The 23,548-nt window shown below is 66.3% G+C and carries 5 protein-coding genes; 2 read left to right on the top strand and 3 right to left on the bottom strand.

The features are described from left to right. Nucleotides 1–98: 98 nt before the first annotated feature. From AB0H50_RS12220 to AB0H50_RS12210, 3 genes are all read right to left on the bottom strand, one after another. Complete coding sequence (locus AB0H50_RS12220) at nt 99–1,649, bottom strand: phospholipid carrier-dependent glycosyltransferase (RefSeq protein ID WP_357450316.1); 1,551 nt, start codon at nt 1,647–1,649, stop codon at nt 99–101. 9 nt (nt 1,650–1,658) lie between these two features. Further along, on the bottom strand, nt 1,659–2,300 hold the full coding sequence (locus tag AB0H50_RS12215) for a hypothetical protein (RefSeq protein WP_357450313.1): 642 nt from the start codon (nt 2,298–2,300) through the stop codon (nt 1,659–1,661). A gap of 172 nt (nt 2,301–2,472) precedes the next feature. Then, a complete protein-coding gene (locus AB0H50_RS12210; RefSeq protein WP_357450311.1) occupies nt 2,473–3,759 on the bottom strand; it encodes a cytochrome P450 in 1,287 nt (428 codons plus the stop codon). 314 nt (nt 3,760–4,073) lie between these two features. On the opposite strand from AB0H50_RS12210, the gene AB0H50_RS12205 reads away from it, so the two are divergent. Both AB0H50_RS12205 and AB0H50_RS12200 read left to right on the top strand, forming a co-directional pair. Further along, nucleotides 4,074–5,729: a GMC oxidoreductase gene (locus AB0H50_RS12205; RefSeq protein WP_357450309.1), complete on the top strand. Its 1,656-nt coding sequence runs from the start codon at nt 4,074–4,076 to the stop codon at nt 5,727–5,729. Nucleotides 5,730–5,937: 208 nt separating this feature from the next. Continuing rightward, nucleotides 5,938–23,391 carry an amino acid adenylation domain-containing protein gene (locus tag AB0H50_RS12200; protein ID WP_357450307.1) on the top strand — a complete coding sequence of 5,818 codons (17,454 nt, stop codon included), beginning with the start codon at nt 5,938–5,940 and terminating at the stop codon, nt 23,389–23,391. The last annotated feature ends 157 nt before the right edge of the window (nt 23,392–23,548 follow it).

Below are 23,548 nucleotides of genomic sequence, written 5' to 3'. Positions count from 1 at the left end.
CGGCCATCGCGTCGCCCGGGGTGAACGCAGCCTCGCCGCCTGTGCGGCGAGCGCGATGCGGAAGTTCAGCGCCCACGGCGGGTTGCATCGGACGTGCGCTATCGCCAACTCGGAAGCCACAACTGACGATTCCAGGTGTCCATCGAAATCGGCGTCGCCGTGAGAACCGGCCATATCCAGACGAAGTTCGCGATCACGATTCCGAGATACAGGCAGACGATCAGCAATTGCAGACGCCCGCGCTCGTGGGCGGCCGATACGCGGCCCAGAATATCGCCGAGTCCGATCGCGAGCAGGATCACCAGGAACGGCGCCATCGCCGTGGCGTAGAAGAAGTACATCTGACGATCCAGGGACCCGAACCAGGGCAGCCACGCCGCCAGATAGCACGCCAGCACGGACGCGTACCGCCAGTCACGACCGGCGACGGATCGCCAAGCGGCCCAGAGCAGTACGGGGAATGCCAGCCACCAGATGGCGGGCGTGCCCAGCAGCATGACGGCTTTCACGCACGGCGAATCGCCACAGCCGGTCGCCGTACCGGGATCGGGGAAGTAGTACAGCATCGGACGCAGCCCCATCGGCCAAGTCCACGGCTTCGACTCCCACGGATGGTGATTACCCGCCGAATTCGTCAGGTGCGTATGGAAATCGAGAACTTCGCCGCTGTTGTACCAGAGCGACCGCAGCGCGTCGGGAACGAAGGAAAAGAATCCCCCCGCGCCTATGTGATTTCCGACCGCGTATCTGTTGATACCGGTCTCGCTGGCGAACCACCCGCCATACGAGGCGAGGTAGAGACCCATCGGAACGACGATCAGCGCGTACATCGACGGGAGCAGGTCGCGCACGAGCGTGCCTGCCCACGGCCGGGCCACACCGTAGGAACGCCGCGCGACCGCGGTGAAGACCAGGGACATCAGAAAGAAGGCGACCAAGAAGTAGCTTCCCGACCACTTCGTCCCGCAGGCGAGCCCCAGGAATACGCCCGCGCCGAACCGCCACCATCGCACGCCCAGCCTCGGCCCGTACGGTGTCGACAGCGTGCGTCCGGCGAGATCGGCGTAGGCCATTCGCGCCCGCGTCTCGTCGCGATCCACGACGAGGCAGCCGAATGCGGCGGTGGCGAACAAAGCCATGAAGATATCGAGCATCCCGATGCGGGACTGGACGAAAGTCACGCCCTCGGCGACCATCAGGATGCCCGCGATCGCGCCGACCGCGGTCGAACGCGTCAGCCGCCGCGCGATACGAATCACGATCAGCACCAACACGGTTCCGGCTACCGCGGCGGCGAACCGCCAACCCCAGGCGTTGTAGCCGAATATCGCTTCGCCGAGCGCGATCGCCATCTTCCCGACCGGCGGATGGACGATGACGGAATACCCCGGATTGTCATCGATCCCCATCCCGTTGGTCAGCATCTCCCAGCCCTGCGACGCGTAGTACTTCTCGTCGAATACCGGATGTCCGCCGTCGGTCGGATAATTCAGATTGGTGAAACGGGTGACCGCCGCGAGTGCGGTGAGAAATGCGGTGACAAGCCATCCGCGAAGACGATCATCTGGGCCGAAATCCGCCGTTGGCCGCAGCGGCCGCGGGCTGGTAAGGGCAGAAGGTACTGGCCGTGGCTCGGTCAGCTGGATCATGTGTCGATACTAGAGGCGCTCCGAAGCCAATTCCGCCGCAGCGGGATTCGGCGCGCGGACGGCCTGGAAACCCGGGAGGTGGCGGTCGACGGCGGGGATCGTGAGCTGGATCAGCGGCCCGATGCCGAACGCGTAGACGAGGGTGCCGATGCCGACGCTGCCGCCCAGCAGCCAACCGGTGACCAGCACCGTCACCTCGATGGCGGTGCGAATCAGCCGGACGGACCAGCCGGTGCGCCGGACCAGGCCAGTCATCAGTCCATCGCGCGGCCCCGGACCCATGCCCGCGCCGATATAGAGCACGGTGGCCGCGGCATTGAGCGCCACGGCCGCGAGCATCGCGGCGACGCGCACCGGCAGCGATTCCCACGTCGGCAACAGCCACAGTCCTGCGTCCACCGACAACCCGATCACCACGATATTGCTGATCGTGCCCAGGCCGGGGCGCTGCCGCAACGGAATCCACGCGAGCAGCACCACCGCGCCGGTCACCGCGGTGACCGCGCCGAAACTGAGCGGCACGTGGTTGGCCACACCCTGGTGGAACACGTCCCACGGGTCGAGGCCGAGCCCGGCGCGCACCATGACCGCCATGGAGAATCCGTACAACCACAATCCGCTGTAAAGCGCGACCAACCGCCGGAGAAGCATTGGCCCAGCATGACCACTACTGGCATGTAAGGACAGATCCAGCCACCAACAACTGGCACGCGCGAGCTATCGGTCCACCGGCTCCCAGCCGCGGACGACGTACCCGTGCACGTCGATCGCTGCGGAAGGTCGGCCCGGCGCTGATGTCATCGACGTCATGAATCCACAACAGCTAGTTGGCAGAGAGTTTGGCGGGCATGGAGCGGTAGCTGTTCAGGTTCACCAGGCCACGCGGGATCGGCGGGCCGTCCAGCCGCAGATCCGGGTACCGCTCGAAGAGGGCTCGCAGCGCGATGGCGCCTTCCAATCGGGCGAGGTGGGCGCCCAGGCAGCTGTGCACCCCGCTACTGAACGAGAGATGTTCCGCGGCGTTGGCCCTGGTCACATCGAATCGTTCGGGATCGGGGAAGACGGTGGGGTCCTTGTTGGCGCCCTGCAGCAACAGCAGGACCAGGGAACCTGATTTGACGTGCTGATCGGCGATGTCGACGTCACAGCTCGCGATGCGGCCCGTTATCCGGATGGGACCGTCGTAGCGCAGGATTTCCTCGACCGCGCCCGGCCACAGCTCCGGCTGCGCCGCCAGCATTTCCAGCTGGTCCGGATGGCGTGTCAGCAGGGCGATTCCGTTGCCGAGCATGTTCACCGTCGTCAAGAATCCGGCGTCGAGCAGCAGGGCCGCGTTGGCCACCTGCTCGCGGCGGGTGAGCTCGCCACCTGTCACCAGCAGGCTGAGCACATCGTCGCCCGGTTCGGCGGCGAGCCCGGCGATGTGCCGGTCGAAATACCGCTGCCCCTCGGCCAAGTCTTCGATGGCGCGGCGGAAAGCGGCCCAGCTCAGGCCTCGGTCGAGCAGCGGCGCACCGGTGTCTCCCCACCTCAGCAGGGTCGAATGCATGTCGGCGGGCAACCCGAGAATTTCGGCGATGATCGCGATGGGCAACTGTTCGGAGAAGTCGCTGATCAGGTCAGGTCGCGGCGTCGATTGCAGGCGTTCGAGCAGGTCATCGGTCACTTCGACAATCCGCTCCTCGAGTTTGGCTATCGCCTTCGGAGCGAATGCCTGTCCGACCAGGCGTCGGTACTTGGTGTGCTCCGGCGGATCGGTCACCAGCATCGAGGGCGGTTCCGCGAGGTTGGGAAGCCCCAGATCCGTCTCGGTCAGTACCCATCGGATCAGCTTCGGCACGGCTCGATTGTTGGGCGTGACCGTGCCGAAGCGACGGTCCCGCAGGATGAGCCTGCACAGTTCGTGGTCCGGGGTCACGCGCACCTGCTGCGCTATCGTGGACATCCGGCCCCGCTGCCGGATCTCCTCTACGGAGCGCGGCGCGCCGCGCACGCGATCCGGGCCGACCACCATCTGCGCGAGGGGATCGCCCCGACGTGCCGACACCAAGAGATAGGTCCGTGCCAGGCGATGGAGGACCAGCCACCGTATCCACGCGCGCGCTAACATTTGTCACCTCCCACGCTGGATCTCCCCCATGGTAGAGCGCCGCCGCCTGCACGGTTGGCTAATTCTCGGCTAGCCTCCGTCGGCGACGTTGACGACCGGGGCCAGAAGACACTGCTCATGGTCGTCACGGTGGTCGATCGCACCGACTCCGGCTCTGCGGTCCTGCCACGCAGGTAGCGTGGTAGAGCGGACTATGCCTTGATCAGCAAGCTCCGAGGATGCACATCGCTATGTCCCGACCCGCGCGCGCGTAACCGAGTTTCCCAACACAAACCAAGAGGTATGGGGATGTGATGGAGCGACCTTCAGATCACATGAGGGCCACGGTGGACCGGCGCGGTTTCGTCAAAGGCGTCGGCCTGGCTGCCGCGATGCTGGGTCTTGCGGGTGGAAGCACGCTTGCGTCTGGCACTTCTCCGGTGTTGGCCGACGACTACAGCCCGAGCCCGAATTCGTTGCTGTACCGCGTACTGGTGCCGGAGATCTTCGCGCCCCTGCCGGATCCGGCCGACCATGTGCCTGCGATCGTCATCGGATCGGGGTTCGGGGCATCCATCGCCGCGTTGCGCCTGGCACAGTCCGGGACCGAGGTCGCGGTGCTCGAGCGCGGGTCGCGCTGGCCGAATGATCCGTGGCGCAACATCTTCGCCGTCGACACGATTCCGGATGGCCGTGGCTTCTGGCATCGCACCACGTTTACCGGAGTGACCAGGGTCCCCATGTCGTTCGATCTGTTCGGCGGGGTCCTCGACGTTTCCACTTACCCGGGCATCGACGTGTGGCGCGGCGCGTGCGTGGGCGGTGGCTCGGTGGTGTTCACCGGGGTGATGATCGAGCCCGAGCAGCGGTTCTTCGACCATGTGTTCGGCGGTGTGGTCGACTACCGCGAGATGCATGACGTCTACTACCCCAGAGTCCGAGATACGTTGCGGCCGAGCCCGATACCGGACGACATCTATCATTCCGTCGCGTTCGCGCACGCGCGGGCCTGGGACGATCAGGTCCGCGCTGCCGGCTATATGCCGCAGCGTATCGACGGCATGTGGAATTGGAACATCATCCGCGACGAGCTGGCAGGACGATCGAAGCCGTCGGCAACGGTCGGCTGTTCGAACCTCGGCAATTCCAACGGCGCGAAGTTCGATCTGAACCAGAACTACCTGCGCTATGCCGAGGACACCGGCCGCGCCCGGATCTACCCGGGCCACCGCGTAGACGCCATCGCCAAGGAACCGGGACCGTCAGGTCGCTATACCGTTGCCGTGACCAAACTCGCACCTACCGGCGAGGTGCTCCGAACCCGGACGCTGACCTGTGACAAGTTGTTCCTCGGTGCGGGCTCGATCGGCACCTCCGAACTGTTGGTACGCGCGCGGGATACCGGCGCGCTGCCGAACCTGAACGAACACGTCGGCGAAGGCTGGGGCAGTAACGGTGATGTCGGCTTGGCGCGACCGCTCAGCTCACTCGACGTGGGCACGCAAGGCGCACCGTCCGCGAGCCGGATTCTGGACGAGGCGGGCACACCTGTGTCGCTGGAGAACTGGTTCATCCCCGGCGCGACGCCTTTCGACATCAGCACTCTCGGATCGCTGGGCATCGTGCTCGACGACACCCGCGGCCGGTTCGTCTACAACCCGGCCAATGGGCGAGTGGACCTGCAGTGGCCTGACGACGGCGCGGCCGGCTACCTCGCGCGAGCGCTGGAAGTCAACGCCAAGGCGGCGTGCGACTGCCCGCCCATTGCCCTACGGATCATAGGTGGGGACGCCTCATTCACCTCACATCCGTTGGGCGGCGCTGTGATCGGACGCGCAACAGACGGGTTCGGTCGGGTACGCGGTTATCGAGGCCTGTACGTGATGGACGGGGCGGCTGTGCCCGGCAGCACCGGAACAGTGAACCCGGCGTTGACGATCAGCGCGCTGGCTGAGCGCAATATCGAACAGATCATCAGTTCTGGGGAGTAGACCGAAACGCATTCGCGTCGGCATTCTTATCGCCGAATATGGACAAATAGGACGCAACTTCGAGCGAAGTGTGTCGGACCTGCACTTCACGTCCAAATATTGCCCAAGCTATCTGCCACGCGGCCGAATGCCGCGTCATCGATCCCGCCGTTCCTGACGCTCGATCGCGAGCAATTCGCAATCGGAGAGTCGAAGTAACTGCATCGAGGTGTCGAGACGTCGCGAATTATTCAGTAGTCGAGCGGATCGCTATACGGACCCTGATGCGCCTCAACGATCTCCGCAGAGAAGTCGCGGAGCGCCGTCTATCAATTTCGTAAATCTTGATATATTACGCGATGCGGATCGCGGATTCGGGGGTATACGCATACCAATCGGTCGGCTTATACTGGGCGCGGGTCGGGTCTGGAGGCAAGTGATGACCGTTCCGCGACCGCAGTTCCCACCCGACCAGGGATCAGACGGGGACTCCGAGCCCAACGTGTCGGTCACTCAGCCGGTGCCGCTGTCCGCGGGGCAGCGGGGGCTGTGGCTGGCGCAGAAATTGAGCCCGGATGTGCCGATATGTGAGGCACAGTATCTCGAGTTCCATGGGGATCTGGATCTCGACTTACTTCGCAAGGTTTCGATTCAAGCAGGCCACGAATTCCAGGGGGGGTATATGCGGCTGGTAGAGATCGATGGTGAGCCGCATCAGTTGTTCGACCCGTCGCTGGATTCGACGGGGCCGCTCATCGATATGCGTGGCGAACCGGACCCCATGGCGGCGGCCTTGCAGTGGATGCGCCGGGAGTACACCTCGCCTATGGACATGATCCGAGACCGGTTGCTGACATGGGTGGTCGTGCAGGTCGGGGATCGGCATTTCCTGTGGTACCTCAAAGGCCACCACGTCGCAGGGGACGGCTACGCCGCGATGACGTCGATGAACCGGGTCGCGGCGCTGTACACAGCGGCGGTGCAGGGCCGGACAGCGGAGCCGAACCGGGCGGCAGACCTGCGCACCCTCTACGAGGCCGATCGCAGTTACCGGGAGTCCAAGCGTTTCACCAGCGACCAAGCATATTGGCTGGACAGGCTCGCCGACGTCGAGGACGAGTCCAGCCTGGCCGACGGACACGCACCCGCACGCGCGGACAGTGTCGTGGCAAAAGCCGAACTGCCCACCGAGATGGTAGGGCGGATCGATCATTCCGCGGAGGCGTTGGAGGCGAGCCCAGCCGCGGTGGTGATCGCCGCATTCGGAAGCTATCTGGCCCGTATGACCGGCCGGGACAAGGTCCTGGTCAATATTCCCGTATCGGGTCGTACCACCGCGGTGCTGCGGCGGTCCGCTGGAGTCTTCGTCAACGTTGTGCCGCTTCCGATTACGCTCGGTACGGGCGACACGATCGCGACGCTGGTGCGGCGCGTGCAGTCCGACCTGGTTGGAGCGTTGCGGCACCAGCGGTGCGGCCTCACCGACATTCGCGCCGCCGCGGGACACAACGGGCAGCGGCGTTTCGCGGGGCCGGTGGTGAATGTCATGTTCTTCCCCCAGCAACTCCGGCTCGGGTCGATGACCGCGGAATTCCATATCCTCAGCTCCGGGCCGGTCGAAGATTTGCTGGTCGACCTGTACCAGGCCGGAGACCCGCCGCAAACGATCCTCCACTTCATGGCCAATCCCAACCTCTACACCGGCCCCGAATTGTCGGCGCACTACACCAGATTCGTGCAGTTCCTCGACGCCTTCGCCGCCGCCGCACCCGGCACCGATCTCGGGCAGGTCCACCCCGACAGCGCCCGCCACGGCGCCGAGGTACGGCGCCGCCGCGAGAACCTGGCGTTCTGGCGGGCCACGCTCGCGGACCTTCCCGAGGAGCTCTCTCTGCCGGTGGACAGGTCGCGGCCTGCGGTGATGTCGAGTCGGGGCGCCACCATCGGCTACAAGATGGGTGCCGATTTGGTTCGAGCGTTGGAAAGATTTGCGCGGCAACGTGGTTCGCCACTGTACATGGTTATTCATGGTGCGTTGGCTGTCCTGCTCGCCCGGTTGAGCGGTTCGACCGATATTCCGATCGGCACACCGGTCGCCGTACGCCGTGCGGCCGAGCTCGACGACGTAGCCGATATGTTCGTCAACACCCTGGTGTTGCGGACCGAGGTCGATCTCCATGAGTCGTTCACCGACCTGCTCGGCCGGGTCGGACAGATCGATCTGGATGCCTTCGGGCATGCCGATGTTCCGTTCGAGCAACTGGTGGATCAACTCGCTCCGCAGCGGTCGCAGTCGCGGCACCCGCTGTTCCAGGTGGTGCTGGCTTTCCAGAATCTGGAGCGGGTGGCACTGGAGTTACCCGGTCTGGATGTGTCGGTTGCCGACCTGCCCAACGAGATGTCTCGTTCCGACCTGCAGGTCGTGTTGTCGGACGATCATGACAGTGGCGGCATGGCGGTAGCGGTCACCTATGCCACTGATTTGTTCGATGCCCCGACGATCGATTCTTTCGCACACCGGTGGATCCGGATACTCGAGTCGATAGCCACCGATCCCACGGTTGCGGTGGGGGGCATCGAGGTGCTCGAGCCTGCTGAGCGAGCCGATCTGCTGTCACGCTCCGGTACACCCACGGCGGCGCCCACTACTTTTGCCGACTTGTTGACCGCGGCAGCCGCACGGGATCCCGGCGCCACGGCGATCGTTTTCGACGGGCAGCAGCTGAGCTATCGGGAGGTGGACGAGCGTTCGAATCGTTTGGCCCGGCTCCTGATTCAGCGAGGTATCGGCCCGGAAGATGTCGTCGCGATCGGCATGCCGCGCTCTCCGGATTCGGTTCTCGCGGTATGGGCGGTCGCCAAGTCGGGTGCTGCGTTCCTTCCGATCGACCCGACCTATCCCGTCGAACGCATCACCCACATGCTGACCGATGCCAAGGCGGCGATCGGCCTGACGGTGACATCCGCGCGAACACAATTGCCCGATGACATCGACTGGTTGATACCGGAGGACCTCGATGAGGCCGAGGACCGTCCTGTCACCGACGGTGACCGGGTACGCCCACTGCGTGTCGACGATATCGCCTACGTCATCTACACCTCCGGATCGACCGGGCTGCCCAAGGGCGTCGCGGTCACCCATCGCGGGCTCGGCAATTGCGCCACCGAGCACCGCGATGCCATGAGCATCGAATCCGATTCTCGTATTGCGCATTTGGCATCGCCGAGCTTCGATGTGTCGGTACTGGAATTGCTGTTGGCGTTGTGCGCGGGTGCGACGATGGTCATCGCGCCCAGCGATGTGTTCGGCGGCGACGAACTCGGCCGACTGCTCGACCGTGAGCACGTCAGTCACGTCCTGATCACGCCAACGGCGTTGTCCACCATCGACCGCACCCGTTGGCCGCTACCGGATTTGAGATACCTGCTGGTCGGTGGCGAGGGCTACGGCACCGAGCTGGTCGAGCGATGGAGCGGCTACGGCCGGAACATCTTCAACGAATACGGGCCTACCGAGGCCACTATTGCCGTGACGCTGACTTCCCCGTTGGTGGCTGGTGGGTTGGTCACGATCGGTGGCCCGATTCGCGGTGTCCGGCAATGGGTGCTGGATCAGCGGCTGCAACCGGTGCCGGTTGGCGTGGCGGGTGAGTTGTATGTCGCGGGTCCTCTGCTGGCCCGCGGATATCATCGCCGGGCAGCTTTGACGGCCGAGCGTTTCGTAGCGTGTCCTTGGGCGCCCGGCGAGCGGATGTATCGCACGGGGGACATTGTCCGGTGGACAGCCGATGGAGCGATCCAGCATCTCGGCCGATCCGATTTCCAGGTGAAAATTCGTGGTCTGCGTGTCGAACTCGGCGAGATCGATGCGACGCTCGCCACCCATGAGAGCGTCGGTTTCGCCGTTACCATCGGCCACCGCAACGATTCCGGGGCCGAGTCACTGGCTTCGTATGTTGTTGCCGCGTCCGGTGGTTCGATCGATACCACGATCCTGACCGAGTACCTGGCCGACCGGTTGCCGTCCTATATGGTCCCGTCCGCGATCATGGTGCTGGAGCGGATCCCCTTGACGCCGGTGGGCAAACTGGACCGCAAGGCCCTACCGGATCCGGTATTCACCGACTACAAGGCGTTCCGAGCACCCCGGACACCCCTCGAACGCACGATCGCCAGATCATTCGCCGAGGTATTGAAAATCGATACCGTCGGTCTCGACGATTCGTTCTTCGCCCTCGGCGGGGACAGCGTGGTCGCGACCCGGGTTGCCGCGCGACTCGGGGCCGCGCTGGGTACCGAGATTCCGGTGCGGCTGTTGTTCGAGGCAGCCACGGTAGCGGCGCTCGCTACCCGCATCGAGCAGCATTCCAGCACCGGGCGACAACGCCCACCGCTGATCGCCGGGCCGCGCCCGGATCTCGTGCCATTGGCGCCGGCCCAGCAACGGATGTGGTTCTTCAACCAGTACGACACCAGCTCGGGCGCCTACAACGTGCCGATCGTTATTCGGTTGCGTGGCGAGTTGAGTGTCGACGCCCTGCGATCGGCCATGGTCGACGTGCTGCGCAGGCACGAGTCTTTGCGGACGCGGTACCCGGACCACGACGGAATGCTGATCCAGCTCATCGAACCCGCCGACGAGATAGACCCCGAGCTGGCCTTGGTGTCGGTTCCGCCGAGCCAATTGGACGCAACGGTAACCGAATTCGTCACCGGAGGCTTCGACGTGAGCACCCGGGCGCCGGTCCGTGCCCGATTGTTCCGCGTTGCCGGTAGCGAGGAGCCCGAATACGTGATGGCCGTCGTGGTGCACCACATCGCCGCGGACGGTTTCTCCATGACTCCGCTGGCCCGCGACGTGACGACCGCGTACACCGCACGGATGCGCGGAGAAGTCCCTTCGTGGGCACCACTGCCTGTCCAGTACGCGGATTACGCACTGTGGCAACGAGCTACCCTCGGCTCGCCCGACGATCCGGAATCGCTGGGCGCCCAGCAGATCCGGTACTGGACCGAAACCCTGGACGGAGTGGCCGAAGAACTTCGTTTGCCGACCGACAGGCCACGGCCGGTGGTGGCGTCCAATCGGGGTGCCACCATCGACTACACCTTGGATGCCGAGTTGGTGCAGGCGTTGGAAAGGTTTGCGCGGCAACATAGTTCGTCACTGTTCATGGTGATCCACGGCGCGTTGGCGGTCCTGCTCGCCCGGTTGAGCGGTACCACCGATATTCCGATCGGCACACCGATCGCCGGGCGCGGCGCGGCCGAACTCGACGACGTGATCGGCATGTTCGTCAACACCCTGGTATTGCGGACCGGAATCGATCTCGATGAACCATTCACCGACCTGCTCGATCGAGTGAGGCGGATCGATCTGGACGCCTTCGGACACGCCGACGTGCCGTTCGAGCAACTGGTGGATCAACTCGCTCCCCAACGGTCCCAGTCCCGGCACCCCCTGTTCCAGGTGATGCTGGCATTCCAGAATCTGGAACAGGTGAAGCTCGAACTGCCCGGTCTCGATGTATCGGTGGTCGACCTCCCCAACGAAGTGTCTCGTTTCGACCTGCAGGTCGTACTGTCGGACAACCACAACGGTGGCGAGATGGCGGTAGCGGTCACCTATGCCACTGACTTGTTCGATGCCGCGACGATCGATTCTTTCGCACACCGGTGGATCCGGGTACTCGAGTCGGTCGCCACCGATCCCACGGTCCCGGTCGGGATAATCGAGGTGCTCGAGCCCGCCGAACGTGCTGATCTGTTGTCGCGCTCCGGTGGACCCGCAGCGGCGCCCGCCACACTGGCCGACCTGTTGACGGCAGCAGCCGCAAGGGATCCCAATGCCACGGCGATCGTTTTCGAGGGGCAGCAGCTCAGCTATCGAGAGGTGGACGAGCGTTCGAATCGTCTGGCCCGGATACTGATTCAGCGCGGTATCGGCCCAGAGGATGTTGTCGCGATCGGCATGCCACGCTCCCTCGATTCCATACTCGCGGTATGGGCGGTCGCCAAATCGGGCGCCGCTTTTCTGCCGATCGACCCGACCAATCCCGTCGAACGCATCACCCACATGGTGACCGATTCCAAGGCGGCGATCGGTCTGACCGTGAGATCCGCGCGAACACAATTGCCCGACGACATCGACTGGTTGATATCGGAGGACCTCCCCGAGGCCGAGAACCGCTCCGTCACCGATAGCGACCGGGTACGCCCGCTGCGTATCGACGACATCGCCTACGTCCTCTACACCTCCGGATCGACCGGACTACCCAAAGGCGTCGCGGTCACCCACCGCGGACTCCGCAACTGCGCCGCTGTGCACCGGCATTTCATGAGAATCGAATCGGGCTCTCGTATTCTGCATCTGGCTTCGCCGAGCTTCGATGTGTCGGTACTGGAATTACTGGACGCGGTGTACTGGGTCGCGACCATGGTCATCGCGCCCAGCGATGTCTACGGCGGCGACGAACTCGGCGAACTACTCGACCGCGAGCACGTCAGTCACGTCCTGATCACACCCTCGGCGTTGTCCACCATCGACCACAATCGTTGGCCGCTACCGGGTTTGAGAAGGCTATTGGTCGGCGGCGAGGACTGCAGCACCGAATTGGTCGAGCGCTGGAGCGACGGCGGCCGGAGCATGGTCAACGAATACGGGCCCACCGAGACCACGATCGCCGCGACGCTGACTTCCCCATTGACGGCAGACGAACCGGTCACCATCGGTAAGCCGATTCGCGGGGCCTCCGTATGGGTGCTCGATCAACGACTACAACCCGTAGCAGTCGGCGTGACAGGCGAATTGTATATCGCGGGCGCCTTGCTGGCCCGCGGATACCACCGCAGGGCGGGCCTGACCGCCGCGCGTTTCATCGCATGCCCATGGGCGCCTGGCGAACGCATGTACCGCACCGGAGACTTGGTCCGATGGACGGCCCACGGAGCGATCCAGCATCTCGGCCGGTCGGATTTCCAGGTCAAGATTCGTGGTCTGCGCATCGAGCTCGGGGAGATCGATGCGGCACTCACCGCCCATGAAACCGTCGATTTCGCCGCCACGATCGGTCATCGCAACGATGCCGGGGCCCAGTCGCTGGTTTCGTATGTCGTTGCCGCGCCCGGCAACTCGATCGATACCACGATCCTGACCGAATACCTCACCGGCCGGTTGCCGTCCTATATGGTCCCGTCCGCGATCATGGTGCTGGAGCGGATTCCCTTGACCGCGGCGGGCAAGTTGGACCGCAAGGCGCTACCGGATCCGGTGTTCACCGACACCAGGGCGTTCCGAGCACCCGAGACACCCCTCGAACGCACGATCGCCGAATCGTTCGCCGGTGTATTGGGTATCGACACGGTCGGTGCCGATGATTCGTTCTTCGCCCTCGGCGGCGACAGCATCATGTCGATCCAGTTGGTGACCCGAGCGAGGGCGGCGGGTGTGGTGTTCTCCGCGCGCGACGTGTTCGAGCGCAAAACCGTTGCCGGGCTGGCCCAGATCGCCGTCCGCGACAGCACCGCGGCGACCTCCCTTCCGAAGGAACTGCCCGGCGGGGGTGTCGGGTCGATACCGGCGACGCCGAACATGCAACGGCTGATCGAACGCGCGGAGCCGGGGTTCGACCGCTTCTCGCAGGCAGTGGTGCTTGCTCCGCCTGCGGGGATCGACCAGCGGCGGCTGGCGTGCACGGTGCAGGCGGTACTCGATCGGCACGACATGCTGCGCGCGCGGCTGCGCCCTGGCGCCGAGGGGAGCTGGACGTGGGAGGTGCTGCCGGTCGGGAAGGTTCGCGCCGACGACGTCGTCCACCGGGTCGCGATGGAGGGGAAGCCGGGAAGCGTCGAGTTCCGTGCGTCGGTGGCGGCGGAGTTGGAGGCCGCCGCGGACCGGCTCGATCCGGGCGCCGGGATCGTGATGCAGGTGGTCTGGTTCGATCCGGTCGACGCGGCGGAGCCGGGCAGAGTGCTTGTGCTGGTGCATCATTCGGCGATCGACAGGGCTTCCTGGCGGGTGCTGGTGGCCGACCTCGCGGGCGCATGTGCGCGGATCGAGTCCGGCGAGCCACCCGATCCGGCCCCGGTCGGGACATCGATGCGCAGGTGGGCGCACGGGTTGATCGAGGCAGCCCAGCGCCCGGAGCGGATCGCCGAGCTCGACTTGTGGCAGGCGATGGCAGCCGGGGACGATCCGGTGATCGGGTCCCGGCTCCTCGACCCCGCGATGGATGTGGCTGCCACGGCCCGCACGGTCGAGGTCGACGTGTCCCCCGAGGTGACCGAGGCGCTGGTGACCGACGTACCCGCGGCATTCCACGGCAGTGTGGGCGACGGGCTGTTGGCCGCGCTGGCGGTAGCGGTGACGAAGTGGCGGCGCGAGCGTGCAACGGACGCCTTCGGCGGCCCGCTCGCGAACGTGGTGATCGGTCTGGAAGGGCACGGCCGTGAGGAAGGCGCCGTACCGGGTGCGGACCTGACCCGGACGGTCGGCTGGTTCTCCACGAGTTTTCCGATGCGCCTGGATCTTTCGGGCATCGATCTCGATGACGCGTGCGCCGGGGGGCCGGCTATGGGGGCAGCGGTCAAGTCCGTCAAGGAACAGCTGCGCGCGGTCCCGGACAACGGAATCGGCTACGGCCTTTTGCGGTATCTCAACGAGGACACCGGACCGATACTCGGGAGTCTGCCGACGCCGCAGATCGCGTTCGACTACGTCTCCACGAAGATTCCCGAAGGAATGCAGTCGCCCGGATGGATGCCGGTGGACGACGACCTCCCGGGGGGCGAACTCGCCGACGTGCGGGATCCGGATATGCCGGTGTCGGCGGTGCTCGACATCAAGGCCTTCACCCTCGACGATGCGGGCCGGTCACGGTTGCGGGCGATCTGGTCGTATCCCGCCGGGGTGCTCACCGTCGACGAGGTGCGCGAGGTGGCGGAGTCGTGGCACCGGGTCTCGACCGCGTTGGCGACACATATCCATCGCGCCGGGGCCGGGGGGCGGACGCCGTCGGATCTGGATCTGGTCAGGCTCGGGCAGTCCGAGATCGAGCGACTCGAAGACAGCTATCCGGCGTTGAGCGACGTCTGGCCATTGACTCCGTTGCAGGAGGGTTTGCTGTTCCATGCGCTGGTGTCCGAGGAGTCGATGGACGCCTACTTGGTGCAGTTGGTCCTCGAGCTGCGCGGGCGGGTCGATCCGGAGCGGCTGCGCCGAGCCGGGCAGGTGCTGCTCGACCGGCATGCGAATCTGCGCACCGCATTCGTCACCGACACCGGCGCCGGACCGGTGCAGGTGGTCAACGAAAACGTCGAGGTCCCTTGGTCGGAGCTCGACCTGTCCGGGCTCGAGGACAGTGCACGGAATCGCGAGTGGGATCGACTGATGGCCGCGGACCGGGCGGCCCGGTTCGACCCGGCTCGTGCCCCACTGCTCCGCTGGATGCTGGTCACCACGGGGCCCGAGCATTACCGGCTGGTGTTGACCAATCATCACCTGCTGCTCGACGGCTGGTCGACGCCGCTGCTCCTGAAGGAGTTTCTGATCCTCTATGCCACCGACGGCGACGCCGCGATCCTGCCTCGCATACGCCCCTACCGGGATTTCCTGGCGGAGATCGTCGGGCGGGACCCGGCCGCGTCGCTCGACGCCTGGGCCCGCGCGTTCGACGGCGCCGACGGGCCGACCCTGGTGGCTCCGGCCGATCCCGGCCGACCGTACACCGAATCACGTGAGGTACTCGGCGAACTGACCGAGGAACAGACCGCGTCGCTGGCCGGCCTGGCGCGGGCCCGTGGCGTCACCCTCAACACCGTGATCCAGACGGCATGGGCGATCGTGTTGGGCGCGTTCACGTCCCGGGAGGATGTGACGTTCGGCGCCGCGGTGTCCGGACGGCCCCCGCAGATCGCGGGCATCGAGTCGATGATCGGGCTGTTCATCAACACACTGCCGGTGCGCGTCCGCCTCGATCCCGCCGAGAGCGTGGGGCAGCTGCTCGACCGAATCCAGGCGGAGCAGGCCGGGCTGCTCGATCACCACTACGTGGGTCTGACCGACATCGAGCGGGTGGCCGGGCCCGCGGCGGTATTCGACACGATCACGGTGTTCGAGTCCTTCCCGATCGATCGCGGCGGGCTGACCTCGGACACCGATATCGCAGGCATGCGGCTGCTCGACGTGACCGGCACCGACGGCGCGCACTATCCGCTGGGGCTGGTTGCGCGGGTCGACACGCGACTGCACGTCGAAATCAATTACCTGCCCGAACTCTTCGACCGGGACACGATGGATGCGACGCTGCAGAGGGTCCTGCGCGTCATCGGCGTCATTGCCGCCGACCCGGATCTGCCGCTGGCGCGGCTGGATCTGCTCTCCCCGGCCGAACACCGGGAGTTGACGCCGGTTTCGGGTGATCCGGCGGTGCCGGAGCAGGTGTTGCCAGAGTTGCTGGGGGCGGCGGTGGAAAGGGATCCGGGGGCGGTCGCGGTGGTGTGCGGGGATCGGTGGTGGACGTACGACGAGCTGGACGCGGAGTCGAATCGGTTGGCCCGATTGTTGATCGGTCGGGGTGTGGGGCCGGAGGCGAGTGTTGCGGTTGGTTTGCCGCGGTCGGTCGATTCGGTACTGGCGGTATGGGCGGTGGCCAAGTCGGGGGCAGCGTTCGTGCCGGTGGACCCGCAGTACCCGGCGAGCCGGATCGAGTACATGCTCACCGATTCCGGTGTGGCGGTGGGAATCACACGGTCGGAGTGGCGTGATCGGCTGCCAGGGCCTGTGCCGTGGTTGGTCCTGGACGAGTCAGAGGTCGAAGCGGAGGCCGCGGGGTTGTCATCGGCGCCGGTGACCGATGCGGAGCGAATGGCGGCGGTGCGGGTCGACAATGCGGCGTACGTGATCTACACGTCCGGCTCGACAGGTGTGCCGAAGGGTGTGGTGGTGTCGCATCGAGGGTTGGCGAATCTGGTGGCCGAGGAACGTTCGCGGTTCGGCATCGGGCCGAACGCGCGGGTGCTGGCTTTCGCGTCTCCGAGTTTCGATGCGGCGGTCCTGGAACACCTGTTGGCGTTCGCGGCCGGCGGGCGGCTGGTGATCGCGCCCCCGACCGTCTACGGCGGAAGCGAGCTGGCGCAGATCATGTTGCGCACGAAGGTGACCCATATCGCGCTGACGCCCGCGGCCTTGGGGACGGTCGATCCCAAGGGGCTCGACGACCTCGGGACCATCGTGACCGGTGGCGAAGCGCCCTCACCCACACTGGTGTCGCGGTGGGCACCGGGCCGGAGATTCTTCAACACCTACGGCCCGGCGGAGGCCACGATCCTCACCGATGCCGGTGCGCCGATAGCGGCAGGTGAGGCGGTGACGATCGGCGGACCGATCCGCGGGGTCGGCCAGGTCGTGCTCGACGCGTGGCTGCGGCCGGTGGCGATCGGGGTCGTGGGCGAGTTGTATCTCGCGGGCCCTGGCCTGGCCCGCGGCTACCGCAACGGGATGGGTCTGACGGCATCGCGGTTCGTCGCCGATCCGTTCGCGGGCCCGGGGCAACGCATGTATCGGACCGGCGACCTGGTGCGGTGGCTGCGACTACCGGACGGGAGTCTGGCGCTCGATTACGTGGGCCGGTCGGATTTCCAGGTCAAGATTCGTGGTTTCCGCGTCGAGCTCGGCGAGGTCGAATCGGCTCTGGTCGCCTGCCCTGGTGTGGCCCGAGCAGCGGCGAATGTGCACCGGGACCCCGCCACCGGCGACCGATTGATCGGGTACGTGGAGCCCGAGCACCACGCGGACCTCGACGCGGCCGCGGTCCTGGCGTTCGCCGCGGAGCGGTTGGCCTCGCACATGGTGCCCGCGACCGTGATGGTGCTCGACGCGCTGCCTGTGACGGCGAACGGCAAGCTCGACCGCGGCGCTCTGCCCGAGCCGGACTTCACCACGGGCCGAGCCGAATTCCGGGCACCGGCCACCGAAGTGGAGACGACGCTGGCGGAACTGTTCGCCGAGGTGTTGGGTATCGACACGGTCGGTGCCGATGATTCGTTCTTCGCCCTCGGCGGCGACAGCATCATGTCGATCCAGTTGGTGACCCGAGCCAGGGCGGCCGGTGTGGTGTTCTCCGCGCGCGAGGTGTTCGAGCGCAAGACGGTTGCCGGGCTGGCCGAGATCGCCGTTCTCGACGACAGCGCCGCGGCGACCTCCCTCCCGGCGGAACTGCCGGGCGGGGGTGTGGGACCGGTACCGGTGACGCCGATCATGTGCTGGATGATCGAGCGCGGCGGCTTCGACCGCTTCTGCCAGTGGGTGATGCTCACTCTGCCGACCGGCATCGACGCCGCCGGAATCGGTGCCACCGTCCAGGCGGTGATCGATCACCACGACATGCTGCGAGCTCGACTACAGCCGGAACCCGCGCACACGTCGGGGTGGACGCTACGGGTGCAGCCGACCGCGATGCCGGCCGCCGGGCTGATCCGGCGCGTGCCGGTGGATGTGGCGCCGGACAGCAGCGCCTTCGCGGTGCTTGCCGACGCCGAGGCGAACGCGGCGGCCGAACGTCTCGACCCCGCAACCGGAGTCGTGCTGCAGCTGGTCTGGTTCGACTGGGCCGGACAGCCGGGACGGCTGCTCGTCGTCGCGCACCACCTGGTGATCGACGGCGTGTCGTGGCGGATCCTCGTCCCCGATCTCGCCGCGGCGTGGGCCCAGCTGAGTGCCGGGCAACGGCCGCGGCTCGCGCCCGTCGGCACCTCGATGCGACGCTGGGCGCATGCTCTGGACACCGCCGCCGGGAGTCTCGACGAACTCGACTGGTGGCAGTCCACGCTCGCCGCTGACGATCCGCCGATCGGTGCCCGCCCGATCGACCCGGTCGTGGACGTGCAAGCTACCGTCGCCACCGTCGAGGTCGCGCTCCCCACCGCGGTGACCCGCGCCGTACTCACTACCCTGCCCCGGGCGTTCCACGGCAACGTGGACGACGCCCTCGTCGCCGGGCTCGCGCTGGCGCTGACTCGATGGCGGCGCCGCCACGGCAACACCGTCACCGAGACGCTGCTCACCCTCGAAAGCCACGGCCGCCACGACACGGTGCTCCCCGGTGCCGACCTCACCCGCACCCTCGGGTGGTTCACCACCACCTACCCGGTCCGGCTCGACCTGTCCGGTATCGACATCGACGAAGCCTTCGCCGCCGAGGGTGCCGCCGCGGCCGTCATCAAGTCGGTCAAGGAACAGCTCCGGCAGGTCCCCAATCACGGGATCGGCTATGGGCTGCTGCGCCACCTCAACGCCGATACCGCCCGCATCCTGCGTGAACTGCCCACCCCCCAAGTGAGTTTCAACTATCTCGGTCGGCTCGACACCACTCCCGCAACGTTGCGCGACATCGGGTGGATGCCCGTAGGCGACGGCCCCGGCGGCGGCAGCGTCCAGAATCCCGACGCACCCGTCGCAGCCCTGCTGGGCATCAATGCGGCCACCATCGATACATCGGACGGGCCTACCCTTACCGCCGCCTGGGAGTATCCGACCGGCGTGCTCACCTCCGCCGAGGTCACCGACCTCGCGGGACTGTGGCGCGACGCGGTGATCGCTCTGGCCGCACACGCGTCCCGCCCCGGCGCAGGCGGGCTAACCCCCTCCGACGTCGCCCTCGTCGACCTCGACCAAGGCGCGATCGACCGGCTCGAGACCGGACGTTCGACACTGGACGACATATGGCCGCTCACGCCGCTGCAGGCAGGGTTGCTGTTCCACGCCCAGCTCGCCGACGGCACCCTCGACGCCTACATCGTGCAACTTTGTCTGGAACTCGGTGGGCGCGTCGACACCGACCGGCTGCGCCGCGCCGCGCAGGCTCTCATCGGACGGCACCCGAACCTGCGGACCGCGTTCGTGCGCGATGGCGCACGCGAAGCGGTCCAGGTGGTACACCAGCACGTCGACGTGCCGTTCACCGAGATCGACCTGGCCGGGCGCGACGACGCAGAAGCTGCGCTCGAACAGCTCATGGACACCGACCGCCGCGCATGCTTCGACGTGACCGCGGCGCCGCTGCTGCGACTCACCCTGATCAGCACCGCACCCCGGCGGTATCGGCTGCTGTTGAGTATGCATCACATCCTGATCGACGGCTGGTCCACACCACTGCTGATCCGGGAACTGCTGACGCTCTACGCCAGCGACAGCGACCCCACGGTGCTGCCCCCGGTACGTCCCTACCGCGACTACCTGATGTGGCTGAACACCCAGGATCGAGACGCGGCGGAAGCCGCGTGGGCGCGGACATTCGAGGGCACAGCCGAGCCGACTCTGCTGGCGCCCGCGGACCGCGGCCGCCGGCCCACCATCGCCGCGCGCGAAGTCCAGGTACAGCTGAGCCAACAGCGCACCGCGGCGCTGGTCGCGGTGGCCCATCGACAAGAGGCCACCCTCAACACCCTCATCGAAGCCGCCTGGGCGATCGTGCTCGCCACCTCGACCGCCCGCGAGGACGTGGTCTTCGGCACCACCGTCTCCGGGCGCCCGGCGCAGATTCCCGGCATCGAATCGATGATCGGGCTGTTCGTCAACACCGTGCCGGTCCGGATCCGGCTCGATCACCGCGAAACTCTGGCCCAGCTATTACGGCGAATCCAAACCGAACAAGCCTCGCTGCTCGATCATCACCACCTCGGGCTCGCTCAGATCCAGCGCGTGGCCGGTCCCGGCGCGATGTTCGACACCGTGACCGTCGTCGAGTCATACCCGGTCGACCGGGCCGGGCTGTCCGAAGACACCGACATCGCCGGAATGCATGTCCTCGACGTGCACGGACGCGACGCCGCGCACTATCCGCTCGGCCTGGTTGTCCACCAGGACGCCCGAGTGCACCTGACCTTCAAATACCTGCCGGAACTGTTCACACAACACCAGATCGACGCCATCGCCGACCGAATGCTGCGAGTGCTCGACACCATCGCCGAACACATCGACCTGCCCCTGACCCAGCTGCAGCTGCTATCGCCGGTCGAACGAGCCACGCTGGTACCCGTTCGCGGTCAGCCCGGTGCGATGATGTCGGTATTGCCTCAGGTGTTGACGGCCGCAATGACGCCGGACACGGAAGCGGTGGTCTGCGACGGCGTAAGGCTGTCCTACCGCGAACTCGATGAGACCTCGAATCGGTGGGCGCGGGTACTGATCGAGACAGGAATAGGACCGGAATCGTTGGTAGCCATAGCGTTACCGCGCTCCATCGACGCCGTGATCGCGGTCTGGGCGGTCGCCAAAGCCGGTGGCGCGTTCGTCCAGATCGACCCCACCCATCCCCGGGCCCGGATCACCAGCATGCTCACCGATTCCGGTGCCGCTGTAGGGCTGACACTCGGGATCCACCGAGACCAGCTGCCGGACACCACCGGATGGCTCGCCCTCGACGACCCCTCCTTCGCCGCGAAGTCAGCGTCGGCGTCTTCCGCCGCGATCACCGACCACGACCGCACAACCACGCTACGGCCGCACAACCCGGCCTACCTGATGTACACCTCGGGCTCCACCGGGATTCCCAAAGGTGTCGTGGTCACCCACAGCGGGATAGCGGACCTGGCCGCCGAAACACGGGAACGGTTCGGACTCACCCCGGCCTCACGAGTGCTGGGCGCCGCTGCCCTGACCTTCGACGTCTCGGTCCTCGAATTGCTCAGCGCCGCAGCCGCCGGCGCCACACTGGTCCTCGCACCCGCAGCGGTAGTCGCTGGCACCGAGCTGGCTGAAGTGATCAAAGCCGAACACGTCACCCATGCCGCCTTCACCCCGACAGTGCTCGCATCGCTGCCCCCCGACGAACTCGACACCCTCGGCACCCTTCTCGTCGGCGGCGAGACATGCCCACCGGACCTGGCAGCACAGTGGATACCGCGCCGGACGGTGATCAGCTCCTACGGGGCTACCGAGTCCACCGTCATGAGCTGCGCCGGCGCTCCCTGGACCACAAACGGCCCAATGACAATCGGCGGCCCGACCCGCGGATTCACCGCCGTCGTACTCGACCGCAGACTACGCCCGGTCCCACCCGGAGTAGTCGGCGAACTGTACGTGTCCGGACCGGGACTCGCCCGCGGCTACCACAAGCAACCCACAACCACAGCAGCCCGATTCGTCCCCGACCCCTATGGGCCGCCAGGGACACGGATGTACCGCACCGGCGACCTGGTCACCTGGACCGCCGACCGAACGCTGCAATACAAGGGCCGCAGCGACCTACAACTCAAAATCCACGGCCACCGCATCGAACGCGGCGACATCGAAGCCGCGCTGTGCAGCCACCCCGGCGTCACCCACGCCGCCGTCACAATCCACACCCAACCCAACGGCAACAATCAACTCACCGGCTACGTCGTACCCACCCCGCACACCACACCCGACACCATCGCACTGACCACCTACCTCGCGACCCGGCTACCCACCCACATGATCCCCACCACGATCCTCACCCTCGACCGGATCCCCCTCACCTCCACCGGCAAACTCGACTACAAAGCCCTACCCGCACCCGACCGGCGGCACGCCCGATTCCGGTCGCCGTCCACCCCGCTCGAGGCCACTGTCTGTGATGCCTTCACCCGGACTCTCGACATCGAACGAGTCGGCGTCGACGATGGCTTCTTCGCCCTCGGCGGCAACTCGCTGGCCGCCACCCAACTGGTGGCGCGGCTGGCGGAATCGACCGGTGCCACTGTGCCGGTGCAGTGGGTATTCACCGACCCGACACCGCAATTGCTGGCCCGCCGCATCGACACCCGCCTGCGCGGCCTCGATGAACAGGATCCCGGCGACGCACTGTCGGTCCTGCTCCCGCTGCGTGCTGCCGGCACCGCCCCACCACTGTTCTGCGTCCACCCGGCCATCGGATTGGCCTGGGGTTTCAGCGGACTCGTGCAGCACCTCGACCCCGACCGTCCCGTCCAAGGACTGCAATCCCCGACGCTGACCGACCCCACCGCGCGGTTCGACACGCTGGACCAACTCGCCGCCCGCTACGTGCGGGAGATCCGGTCCGTCCAGCCGCACGGCCCTTACCACTTGCTCGGCTACTCGCTCGGCGGCACCATCGCCCACGCGATGGCCGTCCAGCTCCGCCGCGACGGTGAGCACGTCACGACCCTGGCCATGATGGACACCCGAGTCGTCACCGACCGCACCGGCAGCACTCCCACACCCACCACCGTGGATTTGCTTACCGAGTTCGGCGGCCTCGCCGCTTCCGAGCTCCCCTCCGACCTCACCTTCGAGGTCGCGGCCGAGCTGCTGCACCGGCAGGGCGGACTCTTCACCGCCCTGACCCCCGAGCATCTCGTGACCTTGCACCGCGACTTCACCCGGCTCATCGACCTCACCAGGAACCACCGGCTGGTGTCCTTCGACGGTGACCTGATCTACTTCAGCTCCACCGCGGACCACCCAGACGACGACCCCTCTCCGGCTCTCGCATGGAACAACCACATCACCGGCTCTATCACCGAACACCGCATTCCCGCCCGGCACGAACGGATGACCGACCCGGACGCGCTCCGCGCAATCGGACTTGTCCTCGCCGAGCACTTCCGGTCCGCCGATGCCCCCAGCCGCACGCCCCCACCCCGGCAAGGACAAGCCGATCGCGAACACCGACCGAATGCTCCGGACACGCTCCGCGGCTGATCGTCCGTCCCTCGGATCGCCAGATAGACGAACCTTTGCTCGGCACCCGGTTCTCGCTGCTTGGGTGGCAGGCGGTGGCCGCGCTGCTGCTGGTTGTCGCGGTCGGCGCCTGGCTGCTCACCGTGGTCGCATTGCTGACCGACCGAACCGCTTTCGC

The organism is Nocardia sp. NPDC050793, from assembly GCF_040654065.1.
Taxonomy (GTDB): Bacteria; Actinomycetota; Actinomycetes; order Mycobacteriales; family Mycobacteriaceae; genus Nocardia.
The sequence above is the reverse complement of the archived record's forward strand: the minus strand, read 5'-3'. Positions and strand labels throughout refer to the sequence as shown.

Excerpts from the sequence above, each read along its gene's own strand:
- AB0H50_RS12220 (WP_357450316.1), bottom strand. The coding sequence starts at position 1,649 with ATGATCCAGCTGACCGAGCCACGGCCAGTACCTTCTGCCCTTACCAGC.
- AB0H50_RS12215 (WP_357450313.1), bottom strand. The coding sequence starts at position 2,300 with ATGCTTCTCCGGCGGTTGGTCGCGCTTTACAGCGGATTGTGGTTGTAC.
- AB0H50_RS12210 (WP_357450311.1), bottom strand. The coding sequence starts at position 3,759 with ATGTTAGCGCGCGCGTGGATACGGTGGCTGGTCCTCCATCGCCTGGCA.
- AB0H50_RS12205 (WP_357450309.1), top strand. The coding sequence starts at position 4,074 with ATGAGGGCCACGGTGGACCGGCGCGGTTTCGTCAAAGGCGTCGGCCTG.